Annotated in this window: 13 protein-coding genes and 2 pseudogenes; 8 read left to right on the top strand and 7 right to left on the bottom strand. The window is 68.3% G+C overall.

Annotation, left to right across the window (positions count from 1 at the left end; all coding sequences use genetic code 11):
- The first annotated feature begins 2 nt into the window (after positions 1-2).
- From ADL29_RS12045 to ADL29_RS12025, 4 genes are all read left to right on the top strand, one after another.
- Positions 3-677 carry a class I SAM-dependent methyltransferase gene (locus tag ADL29_RS12045; RefSeq protein ID WP_053923662.1) on the top strand — a complete coding sequence of 225 codons (675 nt, stop codon included), beginning with the start codon at positions 3-5 and terminating at the stop codon, positions 675-677.
- An 873-nt stretch (positions 678-1,550) separates the two neighbouring features.
- A complete protein-coding gene (locus ADL29_RS12035; protein WP_053923660.1) occupies positions 1,551-2,693 on the top strand; it encodes a methyltransferase domain-containing protein in 1,143 nt (380 codons plus the stop codon).
- Between the two features lie 411 nt (positions 2,694-3,104).
- Positions 3,105-3,985 (top strand): IS5 family transposase gene (locus tag ADL29_RS40825; RefSeq protein ID WP_107094951.1). Its coding sequence is split into 2 segments (ribosomal slippage): positions 3,105-3,462 and positions 3,462-3,985, totalling 882 coding nucleotides; the frame shifts between segments, so codons are not numbered across the junction.
- Positions 3,986-4,099: 114 nt separating this feature from the next.
- Complete coding sequence (locus ADL29_RS12025) at positions 4,100-4,546, top strand: GNAT family N-acetyltransferase (RefSeq protein WP_053923659.1); 447 nt, start codon at positions 4,100-4,102, stop codon at positions 4,544-4,546.
- Positions 4,547-4,693: 147 nt separating this feature from the next.
- Here the strand turns inward: ADL29_RS12025 and ADL29_RS44500 are convergent.
- The 4 genes and pseudogenes from ADL29_RS44500 to ADL29_RS43430 form a co-directional block, all read right to left on the bottom strand.
- Positions 4,694-5,072 (bottom strand): annotated as a pseudogene (locus ADL29_RS44500) (PP2C family protein-serine/threonine phosphatase); the annotation flags it as partial.
- A 405-nt stretch (positions 5,073-5,477) separates the two neighbouring features.
- On the bottom strand, positions 5,478-5,966 hold the full coding sequence (locus ADL29_RS12010) for a hypothetical protein (RefSeq protein ID WP_053923794.1): 489 nt from the start codon (positions 5,964-5,966) through the stop codon (positions 5,478-5,480).
- Positions 5,967-6,009: 43 nt separating this feature from the next.
- On the bottom strand, positions 6,010-7,083 hold the full coding sequence (locus ADL29_RS12005; RefSeq protein WP_053923656.1) for a hypothetical protein: 1,074 nt from the start codon (positions 7,081-7,083) through the stop codon (positions 6,010-6,012).
- A 144-nt stretch (positions 7,084-7,227) separates the two neighbouring features.
- Positions 7,228-7,509 (bottom strand): hypothetical protein, encoded by a 282-nt coding sequence (locus ADL29_RS43430; protein ID WP_157878470.1) that lies wholly within the window; start codon positions 7,507-7,509, stop codon positions 7,228-7,230.
- On the opposite strand from ADL29_RS43430, the gene ADL29_RS12000 reads away from it, so the two are divergent.
- Both ADL29_RS12000 and ADL29_RS11995 read left to right on the top strand, forming a co-directional pair.
- Positions 7,502-8,224 (top strand): hypothetical protein, encoded by a 723-nt coding sequence (locus tag ADL29_RS12000; protein WP_053923655.1) that lies wholly within the window; start codon positions 7,502-7,504, stop codon positions 8,222-8,224. The two genes, ADL29_RS43430 and ADL29_RS12000, sit on opposite strands and share 8 nt — an antisense overlap.
- Before the next feature lie 67 nt (positions 8,225-8,291).
- Entirely contained in the window at positions 8,292-9,959 is a 1,668-nt protein-coding gene (locus ADL29_RS11995; protein ID WP_053923654.1) for an RICIN domain-containing protein, read from the top strand.
- A 216-nt stretch (positions 9,960-10,175) separates the two neighbouring features.
- Here the strand turns inward: ADL29_RS11995 and ADL29_RS46540 are convergent.
- Together ADL29_RS46540 and ADL29_RS11985 are read right to left on the bottom strand one after the other, a co-directional pair.
- A pseudogene (locus ADL29_RS46540) lies at positions 10,176-10,503 on the bottom strand (transposase); the annotation flags it as partial.
- A gap of 255 nt (positions 10,504-10,758) precedes the next feature.
- Positions 10,759-11,970, bottom strand: a complete 1,212-nt coding sequence (locus ADL29_RS11985; protein ID WP_053923653.1) for a TauD/TfdA family dioxygenase — start codon at positions 11,968-11,970, stop codon at positions 10,759-10,761.
- Between the two features lie 535 nt (positions 11,971-12,505).
- On the opposite strand from ADL29_RS11985, the gene ADL29_RS11980 reads away from it, so the two are divergent.
- Complete coding sequence (locus ADL29_RS11980) at positions 12,506-13,186, top strand: DUF6445 family protein (protein ID WP_053923652.1); 681 nt, start codon at positions 12,506-12,508, stop codon at positions 13,184-13,186.
- 66 nt (positions 13,187-13,252) lie between these two features.
- Here the strand turns inward: ADL29_RS11980 and ADL29_RS44060 are convergent, their stop codons facing one another.
- Positions 13,253-13,450: a hypothetical protein gene (locus ADL29_RS44060; protein WP_169795218.1), complete on the bottom strand. Its 198-nt coding sequence runs from the start codon at positions 13,448-13,450 to the stop codon at positions 13,253-13,255.
- On the opposite strand from ADL29_RS44060, the gene ADL29_RS11975 reads away from it, so the two are divergent.
- On the top strand, positions 13,436-14,293 hold the full coding sequence (locus tag ADL29_RS11975; RefSeq protein WP_245689339.1) for a zinc-binding dehydrogenase: 858 nt from the start codon (positions 13,436-13,438) through the stop codon (positions 14,291-14,293). The genes ADL29_RS44060 and ADL29_RS11975 overlap by 15 nt on opposite strands.
- The last annotated feature ends 115 nt before the right edge of the window (positions 14,294-14,408 follow it).

Below are 14,408 nucleotides of genomic sequence, written 5' to 3'. Positions count from 1 at the left end.
CGATGCGAAAACCGGGCAACGACAGGCTCGGCGAGACACAGCGACGTCACTGGCAGCAGACCTACACAGCGCACCCGGACATGTACGGGACGGCCCCTTCCGCGCCCGCGACCCACGCCGCGGAGCTCTTCCGATCCGCCGGCGCCCGTACGGTACTGGAACTGGGGGCCGGGCAGGGCCGCGACAGCCTGTTCTTCGCCCGTTCCGGATTCGACGTCGCAGCCACCGACTTCAGCCCCGCCGGCCTGGAACAACTGACTGCGCACGCAGCCGAATCCGGCCTCACCGGCCGGGTCACCACACTGCTGCACGACGTACGGAACCCGCTCCCCCTCCCCGACGACAGCATCGACGCGGCCTTCGCCCACATGCTGCTGTGCATGGCGCTGTCCACCGAGGAGATCCACTCCGCGGTCGCGGAGGTCCGCCGGGTACTGCGTCCCGGCGGCACCTTCGTCTACACCGTCCGCCACACCGGCGACGCCCACTACAGCACCGGCATCCCCCGCGGCGACGACATCTACGAACACGGCGGCTTCGCCGTCCACTTCTTCGGCCGGGCGTTGGTGGAAGACCTCGCCACCGGCTGGGATCTGCGCGAGATCCACCCCTTCGACGAGGGCGACCTCCCACGCCGCCTCTGGTGCGTCACCCAGACCGTCCCGTGGAACACGTGATGCGCCAACGGCGCAGGCGCGATGCGTGGGTAACGACCGACAGGGAGCTCGCCGCCATCGCCACGGCGGCGATCATCGGGCCCCTGCCAGACGAGCCTGCCGGACCGGGCCGCGCGGCCGGCGGCGGTCTTCTCCAAGAGGCCCGAACGGCCCCCGCCTCGGCGGGGGCCATTGTGTTGGCGTTGTGAGTCAACAACCATCAGGCAGGGTTGACGCGACGCCCCGGGCGGGGTCAAAGAAGTCGAGTTCGTCGAGGACCAGAGCGCAGCCCTCGCGCATCAGCGCCCCAAGACGCGTCATGTTCGCGAACCGGATGCCCTGGCCGCGGCGGGTCACTGTGTCGGTGAAGTACGCACCGGGGTGAAGCTCACGCCCGTCCTGGAACGCCCGGCACTGGGGATGCGACAGGCCGCGGCGGCCAGTGAAGGGGGCTGATGTAAGTGCTGTGGCGCCCCGCTCTCTCGAACGGACGTACGCAAGGGTGTGAATGAGCCCGCCCTGGGCACACCGGGGGCGGGCGCGAATGGACTCACCCCGACGAGCTGAGGTGGGTGATGCACCTGCGGGCCACGTCGTCACCGAGCGGGTGGGAGGGTCGCGCCCGTTGACGGTGGCGAACATGTGAACGCGGATCATTGCAGGTCACGACACGACAGGATTCGGCCACAGCGCGCGGAGCCGTGTCACATCGGCCGGGACGTACACCACGATGGCCCTGACGCGTTCACCGCGACGAGAGGACTGCCCGTGGGCTCTCACAGCAAGCCGGATAAGCCGTTGAGCGAGGGTAAACCGCCTCCCGGGAACAGTGACGGCCGGGTGGAGAAGCCGCCGCCTCCGTCGGGCACACGCCGGAAGTAGGTATCGACCGACATGGAACTGCCCGAACTCCAGGCGCGCTTGGCACGCGTCATGGATGAGCGTGGCCTGTGGCCGGCGGACTCGCCGTGGGTCCGGCCCACCATGGAGACGTACGCGCGGCACTTGTTCGCTCCCGACCGGCTGTGGACCTGGGACGGTGAGGCGTACGTCAACGTCGACCGGGCTTCCGACGCCAAGGCGTGGGCGGATCTCGTCTACGCGGACCCGGCTGACTCCACGATCACGCAGGTGTCCGACGGCCTCCCTACCTCCAGCTTGAGCTGCGAGGAGGTCGTAGCCGACATGCTGGACTCGCTGATGCTGGAGGCGGGTCAGCCCACGCTGGAGCTAGGCGCCGCGACCGGCCGCAACGCCCGGCTCCTGGCCGAGCGGGCCGGGCCGGGCATGGTCACCACCGTGGAGTACGACCCACGGCTGGCGGCCACCGCGGCCGCCAACCTTGCTGCGACCGGAGGCGGCGTCGAGGTCATCACCGGCGACGGCGTCGCGGGCGCACCCGGCCGGAAGTTTCTGCGGGTCATCTCCACGTTTGCCGTCGAGGAGGTGCCCTGGGCCTGGGTGGCGCAGACAGCCCCGGGCGGTCGCATCGTCACCCCTTGGGGCCGGCTGGGGCATGTGGCCCTGACGGTGGCGCCGGACGGGCAATCGGCAACCGGTTGGGTCCAGGGTCTCGCGACCTTCATGCCGGCCCGCGGCACCAACCAGGGGCTGGAATGGGACCAGATCCGCGGCAGTCGTCCCCCGGCCGCCGAAGAGCCGTTCGCGCGGGACGTTCAACAGCTGCACCAGAACGCGAGTCTGCTGTTCGCCTTGCGAGTCATCGCCCCCGACATCAGGGTCCGCACAGCCACCGACAATTCGGCAGTCACCATCTGGCTGCACGATGGCCACACGTCCTGGGCAACGATCGCATCCGACATGGGCGAGGGCACGGGTGTGTCCCGGCAGGGGGGCCCGCGCCGCCTGGCCGCCGAGCTGGATGCAGCCTGGAAGCAATGGGTGGCTGCCGGCGCCCCGTCTCTGTACGACTTCGGCATGACACGCACCTGGGAAGGCCAATACATCTGGGCGCACGACCCCGAGACCGGCCCCCGTTGGTCAACCGCCGAGACACCCCCGCTCCGAGCCGCATAACGGTGCGTACGCGGCGGACCCCCATACGGGGTCCACGGCACCGGCAGTCCTACCGGCGCTCCCACCGAGTAGGGGCCACGGTCCCGGTTCCCGTGGCCAGCACGGGATGCAGGGTGGAGCACCTGCGATTTTGCCGGGCAGAGGGTCGGGAGATCCCATATGGCGAGGTTGGTAGGGACGCCGAACTTTCTTCGCGTGCTCGTGCATTCGGCGCCTGCTCCCGCCTCGTGGCGCAGCCGCGGTGGGTGGTGGGGCAGGGGTACGGCGACCTCACCGCACCTGGATCACCACCGTCTGCGAGACATGCCGCACCCCAAGTCGAGCCGACACCGTCGTTGCCGACAAGCGGGTTGACTAGGGCCTGTCCGGCGGATCATGTGACTTCTCGCGTTCCGACGCGTTGGCATGTCCATGGGGTGGGGAGATCTCACGAGCGAGGAATGGGCCCGGCTGAAGCCGCATCTGCCCAAGTCCGGGCAGCGCGGTGGACGTTGGGCCAGTCACCGCAGGATCATCAACGGGATCCTGTACCGGAACCGGACTGGGGTGCCGTGGCGGGATCTGCCCGCGCGGTTCGGCAAGTGGAAGACCGTGTACGAGAGGCACAGACGCTTGTCGGCGGACGGCACGTGGGACAGCATCTTCGCGGCCGTCCTGGCCGACGCGGATGCCGAGGGCCGCATCGACTGGTCCATGGTGAGCGTGGACTCCACCACCTGCCGGGCTCACCAGCACGCCGCCGGAGCACGCAAGAAACCACCGCGGCTGCTGGGAAAAGACGCACGCCCCGGCAGCACCGCCCCGACGAGGGACTCGGACGCTCCCGGGGCGGCCTCACCTGCAAGGTTCACCTCGCCGGTGAAGGCGGACGCCGTCCTCTGGCCCTGCTGATCACCCCGGGCCAGTGGGGCGACGCCCCGCAGCTCATTCCCGTCATGGAACGAATTCGTGTCGGCCGGCACGGCGGTGGGCGCCCGCGCACCCGACCGGACCATCTCGGCGGCGATAAGGCATACTCCTCCCGCCGTAACCGCCGCTACCTGCGACGACGCCAGATCAAGCACACCATTCCCGAACCGAGGAACCAGCGAGCCAACCGTCGGCGCCGCGGCAGCAAGGGTGGACGGCCTACCGGCTTCGACAAGACGATCTACAAGCGCAGGAACGAAGTTGAGCGAACCATCTGGGCGCTCAAGAACTCCCGCGCCGTGGCCACCAGATACGACAAGAGGGCCTACGTCTTCCACGGCACGGTCACCCTTGCCGCCATCCGACTCTGGCTTCGCCCATGACTCGCCGGACAAGCCCCAGTCCCGACCTCGACCCGCCGCCAGCGGCCCTGACCTGCGTTCCCTGCACGGCAATCGCAGTTGACGCATCATGGCGCGCACCGGTTTGCTGGGCCGATGACCGACCTGCGCATCCAAGCGGTGGGCGACGACGCCTCGATCCACGATTGGCAGTACGTCCACAACTTGATCATCCCTGGCGACGTGCTGTCCTTCGACGACGTCCGTGACCGCACCGGCCGCAACCGTATGGAGGTCGCCTATCTCGGCGACGCCCTGGTCGGCTGTACCACCGTGCGCCCACCCACCAAGGACAACGGCGCCACCGCCACGGTCATCGCCCGCGTGCTGCCCGAGTATCGCCGCCGCGGCCTCGGCACCCGACTCTACGAGCGCGCCCTGGGCCAGGCCCGCGCGTTGGGTGCTCAGGCCGTCGAGACGGTGGTGCTGGCCAGCAACCCGGATGGGCTGCACTTCGCCGAACAGCAAGGCTTCGTCGAGTTCGAACGCTATCTGCTGCGCGAGGGTGACACCGTGCCCTGGATCGACCTGCGCCTGACCTGATCCGCCGGACAGGCCCTAGTGTGCTGCGCCAGAAGAGGCCGAACCGCGGCCGGCGAAGGCGCGTGCGGTAGCCGCGCCGATGCCCGAACCGGCGCCGGTGATGACGATGAGCGGCTGTGCCATCAAGAAGCTGGAGCGCCGATTCGGCGCGGGCAGAATGTGGCCGGCGCGGGCCACGGCGCAGGTGCGGGAGGCGGGGTCGTAGAGGGCGCACAGGCAGGTGGCGCCGGTGATGGCGGCTGCCGGGTCGGCCGATGCTCCGCCCTGGTCGATGCGGGTGACCAACTCATCGATTTGGCTGAGGAGTTCGTCGGGCGGGAGGTCGAGGGAGGAGAAGTTGTGGATGGCGGTGCGCAGCCGCCCGCCCTGCTCGGCCTGCCCGGCCGGCCCCTGCGGCCCGGCGCCGCCCCATGGTGACGGCGGCGTCCAGCCCGTGACCTACGACGTCGCCGACATCGAGGGCGACACGGGCGCCCGGCAAGGGAATGACGTCGAACCAGTCGCCGCCGACCCCGGCCGCGGTCGGCGATGTAGAGGGTGTCGACGCAGTCCGCAGCGAGCCCGAACGGCTTGTTCAGCTGGGCCGAAGCGGCCGGAACGTCAGCACCGCCGAAACCCGCGGTGCCTGTGCCGACGACCGTGCTGATCTCCCCATCGGCCGTGACATTCCGGACCCGGTGGTTGCCGGCATCGGCGACGTAGACAGCGGCTGAGCGGTCCACCGTCACCTCACCCGGCAGTTCAACTGGGCCGAGACAGCAGGGCCATTGACCCCGCCGAATCCCGCGACCTCGGTCCCCGCGACCGTGCTGATCGGAGAGGCGGAGCGCTCGTCACCTGTGGTTGCCGCGTGGGCAGTGCTCATCGTCATCCCCTTCGCCCACCGACCGCCTCCTACAGTCAGTTGTCAACTGATTCCAGACCCCAGGCACTACTGGTAACGGGACGGCTTCTCGGCGGTTGCCTTGGGTGCTTCGGGGGCCTTTGGTGCTTCGGGAGCCTTGGTGCAATCGCTCCTCTTCGACCTGTTCTCCAGGTCCTCGTCCTTCTGAAGGCCGCTGTGTTCCGTCACCGTCGGACTCGACGCGTTCATGCGGTCGGCCGCCGCTGTGGACACCGAGCTGGGAGTTCCGGCGTACTTGGCCTGCGCACCGGCCGACGCCTGCGTGGTCTGGATGAAGGAGCCGAGGAAGCCCAGGACGGCCCGCGCTTCGGGCGACTGCTCCTGCACGACCTTGGCGCGGGAGGAAGCCCCGTGGATGGCGCTGTTGAACAGGCTCGTGCTCGTGTCGTCGTATGTGTCGTCGTCGGCGTCCTCGAAGTCGACGCCTGCACCCGGCTGCGGCTTGTCGCTGTCGGTGGTCACGGAGAAGAGCCCCGCGCTCGTGCCCGCGAAGCCGAAGATGTTGTCGAACACCATGGTCGTCATCCCTGGTCGTCGTCGTGGCGGCGCCGCCCGCCGGTCAAGGCTGCTTGTACAGCGTTCGTTGGCTGTCGGCCAGGCTCTCGCCGTCGAACATCGTGTGGTCGACCTCCAGGGCGGAGACGACCTCGGCCAGTCCCTTCATGCGGAAGCCGCCGCCCGCCAGGTCGATGTCGCCGATGTCACGGGCGACCACCTGCTCGAGGCCGGGGTAGTCCCCGGACTGAGGGGGAGACAGAACCGCCACCGGCACGTCGTACTTCACCGCGATCAACCCGGAGAAGGTCACCGGGATCTCGTAGCTGTACTGCTTGCGAGTACGCCGCTGCGTGACCATGGTCTGCACGCGGGAGTCCGGAGGGACATCGCCGGAGATCTGCGATTTCGAGTTCCAGGTGGTGGTCAGGGAGCCGCCGACGGAGGCCGTGATGCCCAGCATCAACTGGGCGTTGAGCGTGGCGGTGCCGGTGGCGGTGCCCTGGGTCGTGAACGCCACCGAGTCCGTCACAGAGTTCGTCGCCGCGTTCCTCACGCTCGCCTCGGTGGCGTTGGCGTTGTCCACCCCGGTGCTGTTGGGGCTGTTCTTGTTGGTCACCGTGTTCGTGTTCTTGCTCGCCACCTCGTTCTGAAGCTGCTTCTGGAGGTCCATCTTGAGCTGGTTCTGCAGCTGCAGCTGGAGCTGCGCGCTGACGCTGCCGCCGAAGGTGAGCTGGGTCTGTCCCTGGAGCGACCACGTGACCGCGTTCGACACGGTGAAATCAACCGAGTCGGTGAAGGTCATCTTGGAGTCCTTGCTGCGGTTGGCGTAGGTGCGCGAGGAGAACATGTCGGGCGGGGGCTGGGTGATGTTGCCTCGCTCCTCGATCAGCGGCTCCCCGAGGTTCATGTAGGCGAGCCAGCCCAGCTCAGACGCAGTCCCGGGGAAGGCGCCGAAGCTCGACTTGTTCACGGAGAACCCGACGGGCTTGTGCCGCACACCGTAGTCGTCGACGTAGACCAGGTTGGGATGGTCCAGGATGGACTGCCAATTCTGCTCGATGTCGAGTTCTCGGAGGTTCTTCTTCGTCAGCGGTTGGCGCTTGGCATGTTCCAGGTTGTATGCAGTGGAAGGCATTCCCCATCCTCGACTGATTCTGGTCGAACCATGCTCGGTGAAGTGGAAAAACAGATTGCGCACGTTCCGGCAAGCGAAGTTATCACGAGCCACATTGCCCGGAAAGGTGCCCCCGTACATCACGCTGCAGTTGGCTGATTAAGGTCACCGGCCGTTGACCATGCCCCCAACTTGCTGAAGGCTACGGCATGTTGAAGCACCGTCGGTCACTCGGTCGATGACTTTTCGATAGTCCCGCCTGCGGGTGTTGCAGCCTCGGCCGTTGCCGTGGGTGGGGGCATCCGAATCGGTAATCCATTCGTTTTCGAATTCGTTTCGAACGAAGGTGATCAGGCTTGCGGTAATGCCGCGTTTTAGGCCAGTGCATTGAGTGCCCGACGCGTTGTCCTCCACATTCAGAACAGGTGAGGTTTCCGCGATGTACACCCAAGAACGCACAACGATGTCGAATTTGGTGGTCGGCGGCCCGGTAGCGGTGAACAGCTATGACAACGCAATCGTGGCAGCACTGGTCGAGAATCGGCCGGTCATGCTCGTCCACGCCTTCAACGGCGGCTACCTGCGGCCGGCCGAGCTGGACAAGGACAGCCACGACAAGGGGGCCAAGCTGGCCACGGCGCTCGACCCGGCCACCAAGGAGGCGCAGGGCCACCTCTGGTACATCACCCCCGGTGGCTTCTTCGGGCAGCGGCCGCTGTACTTCGTCGAGAGCGCCGCGGGCCAGGTGTCGCCCAAACCCGCCGGCACGGGCGACGCCGACTCCGGGCGCGGCGACGACGGCGCGCCGAAGCCGCAGCGCAGGCGCATCACCGTCCACCAGGATGCCCCCCAGAGCAGCCCCGCCGACACCGTCCAGGTCGGCCTGCCCGACAAGGTGGGCGACAAGTGGCGCGGGAAGAACGGCGCGTTCGAGGACACCCAGCTCTGGGTCGTCACGGTGACGCCGTGGGGCGGGATCACGTTCGTGCCGATCACCCACCCCGACGCCATCCTCGGGTTCAAGGATTACGCGGTGGCGGCCAACAGCGAGGTGCGTCTCACCTACAACTGGGGCGGGGACTTCACCGGGACGGTCATCAACACGTTCTACCCGCGGCTGCCCAGCGAGTGGAACGTGCCGTACCACCACGTCTTCACGTGATCCGCGGCCACCGCCGCACCACAACCGTCCCGAGCCAACGCCCCAACCGCCTGGAAGAGGCACCACGATGGCCGTGCCCACCGAAGAACTGAAGCTGGAGATCGTCAACGCCGCCACGGGGAAGACCCTGGGCACCAAAGCCGCGCCGAGCGCGGACGGGACGCTCGTCGTCCGCGACTTCCCCGATGACGGCCCGAACCCGGAGCAGTGGCAGCTCACTCCTGTGCAGGCCGCGCAAGGCGGGCAAACACAAGCCGACCAGGCATATGTAATCCGCAACGCGGCCAACGGCAAGGTGCTCGACAACCCCGGCGCCGCAGACCGCGGCGTCCGCCAGTCGGACGCCACCGCCGGCAAGAAGAGCCAGCAGTGGCGCCTCGTCCCCATTGAGGGCGAAGCTGGCCTCTACTCCATCAGGGGCGCGACCGACGGAGCCGTTCTCGACCTCGCCGACCCCGGCGAGGACGACACCCGGATCGTCCTGCGCGAGTACGACGACAGCGCGAAGAGCCAGCGCTGGCGGTTCGTCACGGCCGAGCCCGAGCGCACCAGCGACCTCATGCTGCGATGGGCACCACTGAGCCACTGGAACGGCCGCCGGTCCTGGCGGCTGGCCCGCTCGACCGCGCTGCGGCCGACACCCGACGCGACGCCGTCCTTCAGCGACATTCTGCTGGTCCTCAAGCGGTTCGGCAGCGACCAGGACGCCGGCGGCTGGAAGAGCGGCGGGGCCAACCGCTCTCCCAGCGGGCAACCAGGCTGGTGGGCCGGACTCGGTGACCGGTTCCTCGCCGACACCACGGGAACAGGGCGAAGGGACATCGTAGGACTCAAACCCGCGAAGGGGGCTGTGACGTCGTCCAGCAGAGGCGACGGGACATTCGACGACGACGAACGCGTCCTGCACCAGCCCGCGCCCTCCGCGAGTCCCGCGGACCTGTGGACCCTCGTGGACACGACGGGCGACAGCAAGCCCGACGTCGTCGTGCTGTCCGCCGACGGTGTCCGGGTGTCCTCTCAGGACGCGGGCGGGACGTTCACGCCCGCGGGCGGCAAGCTGGTCCTCAAGGCGTTCGGACACGGCAAGGAGGCCGGCGGGTGGCTGGCCGACAAGCACCCCCGCTTCCTCGCCGACACCACCGGCGACGGCCGGCTCGACATCGTCGGCTGCCACGACGACGGCGTCTGGGTATCGATCCAGGACGAGCACGGAAAGTTCGCCGGCCCTCTGCACGTCCTCGACGACTTCGGGACCGACCAGGGGTGGAGCTCGGTCGAGGAGCACCCCCGGTTCCTGGTCAGGACCACCAGTGACGGAGCACTGGACATCGTCGGGTTCGGCCCACAGGGCGTCGTCGTCTCACGCGGGCGCGGCGACGGCACGTTCGAGCCCTCGAAACTCGTCCTGAACGATTTCGGGCTCGCCCAGGGGTGGACGGGCAAGAAGCACCTTCGAATCGTCGCCGATGTCACCGGCGACGGCACCCCGGACATCGTCGGCTTCGGCGACGAGGGGGTCTGGGTGTCACACGGCCGCGGCGGCAGCCGGTTCGAGCAGGCCCAGCTGGTGTGCCGCAGCTTCGGGTACAACGAGGACGCAGGCGGCTGGCGGGTCGACCGCCACCCCCGCTTCCTCGCCGACATCACCGGGGACGGGCGCGTCGACATCGTCGGCTTCGGCGGCCCGGGGGTGTACGTGGCCCGAAACCTCTTCCGCCGCTTCAGGACCCGATAACCCTCTAAGGGCATCCGCAGCCGCATCACGGCGCCTCACCATCGGCGTGCCGGAACCTGTCATCCCGACCCGACGGCCACAACTCGCCATAGGACCTGCCTGGCGTCGCAGCAAGGCCGCGTCAACCACCATCCACCGGGCCCGCCCCCAAACCACAGGAGCCCCCGCCGGCAGCAGCCGACGGGGGCTTCTCATCTCTGACACTGCCCTTATGAGGGGGCATGGCTGTGTGGGCCTGGCCAGGTGGAACACCTCGCGGGCGGCGTAGCGTTTGAGGCATCGGACGATCTCGCGTCGGGTTTTGCCCTCCTTGGTGCGGCGCTCACAGTAGTCCTGGGTTGCGCGGGTCGAAGCGCAGGCGGGTCTGCACGATCCGGTGGAGGGCAGCGTTGTCCTGCCGGTCGCCGCCGCGGTTGAAGCGACGGTAGTGCCGAGTGCGCGTGGAGCGTTCTACGGGGCTGACCCCGCGCAGCGCCGCGAAGGACGCCTCACTGCCCAGACGTTCGGGGTTGTCCCTCATCGTGATCAGCAGAATGACGGCCGTCTGAACCTACCGATGCTGGTGGGGTGTTGGCGACGCATTGTCGACGCCGCCAACGCGGCCAGCAGGGCATCGGGGCATCAGGGCATCAGGGCATCAGGGCATCAGGGCATCAGGGCATCAGCGTTGCATCCACCACAGGATTCCGGCGACGACGGCGGATCCGGAGGCAGAGGCGCTGCCGCGCACCAGACCCCGGCGGTTGGCGCTCCCAGCGCAGTCCGGGCGAATACCGTCGAGACCCATGCGGGATATTGCTCAGGACGCGTCGCTCATCGGAGTCCTGCCCATGGCGGACATGAACTTTCCGTAGTCGGCGTACAGATCGTAGTAGTTGTACCCGCCCCCGGAGGTCAGCCCTTCGATGCGCGCGTTGACGTCGTCCAGCGCCTCCAGCGCCTGCGGGTCGTCGGTGACCTCGTGCGCCCTGCCGCGGGGTGTCCCGGCGGTGGTGGTGCCCCACAGCTCGCGGTAGGGCGGCTCGTTTGGCAGCGGCCGGCTGTTGTAGGGAGAGATCCAGGTGCGCAGCAGCACCCGCGGGCTCGGCCGGCCTTCGGTGTGTCTCCATGCGGTGCGGCCGTGGTAGGCGAGGTGGTTGTTCAGGAAGTAGCAGTCGCCGGGCTCCAGGCAGAACTTGAGTCCGATGCGGTACCCGGTCTCCTGGAGCTCGCGCAGTGCCTGGACTTGCTCTCTGGTGATGGTGGGCGTTTGTGGGAGCAGTTGGGAGAGCTCGGTGTAGACCGGGGTGAGCTGGGTGGTGAACAGGCCCTGCCCGTAGAACTTCCATACGGGCATGCTGCAGTGGAGATCCTTGCTGGTGGTCCACAGCCGCGGCAGCGGCTTGAACAGCTCCTGGGCGAGCACGGGGCTCTCCTCGCGCATCACCTCGTGGATGGCGATGGCGCTGGCCACGATGCTCCCGCCGTCCTCGAAGTCGCGGCTTGAGTTCCTGACGCACAGCAGGCTGATCGCGTCGCACACGTCGGTGTGCAGCAGGAACCTGTTGTCGCTCTGTTTTCCGTGCAGGGGCACGCTGCCGCTCATCTCGGCAGTGACCTTGCCGAGGAACCTGCCGTGGCCCCTGCTCTGCGACCGGACCCTTCCGCCCGCCTGGCGGACCAGGTGGCCGATATGGGCGCTGATCCCTGCGTGCAGGACGGCCGTGTCTTGCTCGTCGAACTCGTCCACGGGGAGGTTCTTCAGCATGACCGCGCCGGTGCCGTCCTCCAGCTCGGTCCGGACACGGTCGAGAAGTTCCGCGACACTGCCCTCCAGCGGGAGCATCGACCTGTCGATCCCATGGTCGGCCACCGTGCGGTAACTGTGGCCGGACTTCTTGAAGCGGTGCAGTGCGTCCGTAAGTTCGGCTACCTGCCGCCCGGTGAGCGGGTGGCCCCACAGGGGGCTGCGCTGCAGCGACGCGCCGGTCCAGGCCGCAGGAGGAGGCGAAGGGGGCAGAGGTGAGTCCATGGCCGAACCTCCAGGGTGAGGCGCACAGGCAGTACCCGGGAGTGCGGTCCTGCCGTTACCGCGGTGCCGGTGCAGTCCGGTGGGTGCTGAGCACCCCGGTGGTTCCCACACCACGGTTTCTCCAATGAACGAGACCTGTCAACTCCATCGCGTCGACAGGCAGCGCTGCGGTGGAGTGGGCTTGCACCGTTGTTCGGAGGGGTTGTGGCGAGTGGTCCCGGCAGCTCACACCGCACCGCTGGCCGTGGCCGTCGGTGTCGGTGTCGGCGGCTGCGTAATCGGCCTGGAGTTCCATCAGCTGAGACATGGCAGCCGGAGGCACCATCAGCCTCGTCATCGCCGCCCTCTTCCTGGTCTCACTCGTGACCTCACCGCATGGCCTTCCCGGCTCCGAAGCCCCCGAGCCAACACGCAGGCGGAAGCCACATGAGAGATGTGAAGCCCCCGCGAACATGCGCTTTGTTAACCGGAGTTGACGGAAGATTGACCAGCCCTCGGCAGAGCCCTGACGCATTCCGTCCATAAGGTCGGCCGTATGCCCCCACACCCCCCGAGGCCCCCGGCGCTTCCTGTCCTCCCGTACCGCAAACCCACACCAGGCCGGGACTACTGGGTCCTGGACGACGTACTGCCCGACATCGACGCCGTGCGGGCCCGCACCCTCAGCAGGGACGAATGGGCCGAGGGCTACCCCCACAAGCCCGAGAGCTGGCCCGGTCTGCGCACGATGCCGGGGCTCGAACCGGCGGAACTGGCGCGCGTCGAAGGGCTGGTGAAGAAGAAGACCGGGGCGCGGCGGCTCTGGCAGGAAACGGCCCCGAGCGGCGGCACCTTCAACCACAACTGCATCCAGGTCGTCGGCAAGGACGAGTGCGGCCCGCGCCCTCACACCGACTCCCGCTCCCTGTGCCGCTACGCCGCCGTGCTCTACCTCAACCCGAACGTGCCGAAGCAGTGCGGAACCAGCTTCTACCGCCAGAGCCTGCCGGGCGGCAGGCTCGGCGGGAACACGGTGGCGGCACCGCACAACAACCTCGTCGACGCGCTCGGCACGCGCTTCGTCCCGCCCGACTCCTTCACCGAAGACGTGCGCGTGCCGCACCGCTACAACCGGCTGCTCCTCTACACCGCCAACCTGATGCACAGCGCCACCGGCTATTGGGGCAGCACCCTGGAGGACAAGCGGATGACCGCGGTTTTCTTCTGGATGGCCTGACACCGATCAAGCCGTCGGGGCGCACCCGATCCGGCATGGTCGATAGAGCCGGCGATCGCGTTCGCGTCAGTCCGCGTGGATGTACTCGGACGCGTGCTCGTGGTCGTGCTCGCAGGAGTCGTCGATGCCGTACGTCTCCCAGGACGGGAACGGGTCGCACAGCCCGGCATCGGACTCGCCGTCCCTGAGGAGGCAGGCGGTGAGTCGTTCGGCCAGAGCCTCCTCGCGCAGTCCGGTGCCGATGATCTGGTGGACGTCTCCCACGCCTCGTTGAACTACGGTGACCTCAACGACGCCCGCTCCGGTCGGGTCCCGGTGGGTGCGGTGCTCGGTTCGGACGCCGCCGGAGTGGTCATTGAGGCCGCTGCCGACGGAACCGGCCCGGCGGTGGGCACCCAGGTGGTGGCTTTGACCTCGGGGGCGTTCGCCGAGCGCGTCGCGATCGACGTGAGTGCGCTCGCCGAGATACCGAAAGGCCTGGCACCGGCCCACGCGGTCGCTCTGCCGGTCGCCGGAGTGGCCGCACTGCGCTCGCTGCGGGCCGCCGGGCTCGGACCGGACAAAAGTGTGCTGATCACCGGCGCATCCGGCGGAGTCGGCCGGTTCGCCGTCCAGTTGGCAGCGCGGGCCGGTGCCCACGTCATCGCGTCCGTGGGCTCGGCCGGCCGCGGGGACGGACTGGCCGAGGCGGGCGCCGACGAGGTGCTGATCGGCCTGGAAGGACTTCAGCGACCGGTCGACGTCGTCATCGACAGCGTCGGCGGCCCCCAACTGGTCGCGGCGTGGAACCTGCTCGCTCCCGGGGGCAGCGTGCAGAGCGTCGGCTGGACATCCGGGGAGCCGGCGGTCTTTCCGCCGTACGCGACCGTCGGCCCGGCCAAATCGCTGACCTCCTTCGTCATCGACGGTGATGCCGGCGCGGACCTGGCCGTTCTTGCTGAGCTGGCCGCTGAGGGCGCCCTCACCATCGAGATTGGCTGGCAAGGACCCTGGGACCGCTTCGACGAGGCCGCAGCGGCCCTCCGCGGGCGGCGTGTCTCCGGAAAAGCGGTCCTGGAGGTGGCACGCGGTGAGCTGCCCGGCGGGGCAGCTTGTGCGCAGGACTAGGTGTGCCGTCCCGGCACGTTGGTGACGGGCGACATACCTTTCAGGGTGCTTGAACGAGGTGAGGGCCTTCTGGCTCGGTGGGGATTGCGACATCTACCGCCGAGTGCAGGAGGCC

Origin of the sequence: Streptomyces chattanoogensis (genome assembly GCF_001294335.1) — a bacterium.
Classification (GTDB): Bacteria; Actinomycetota; Actinomycetes; order Streptomycetales; family Streptomycetaceae; genus Streptomyces; species Streptomyces chattanoogensis.
This window is presented reverse-complemented; position numbering and strand designations above follow the sequence as displayed.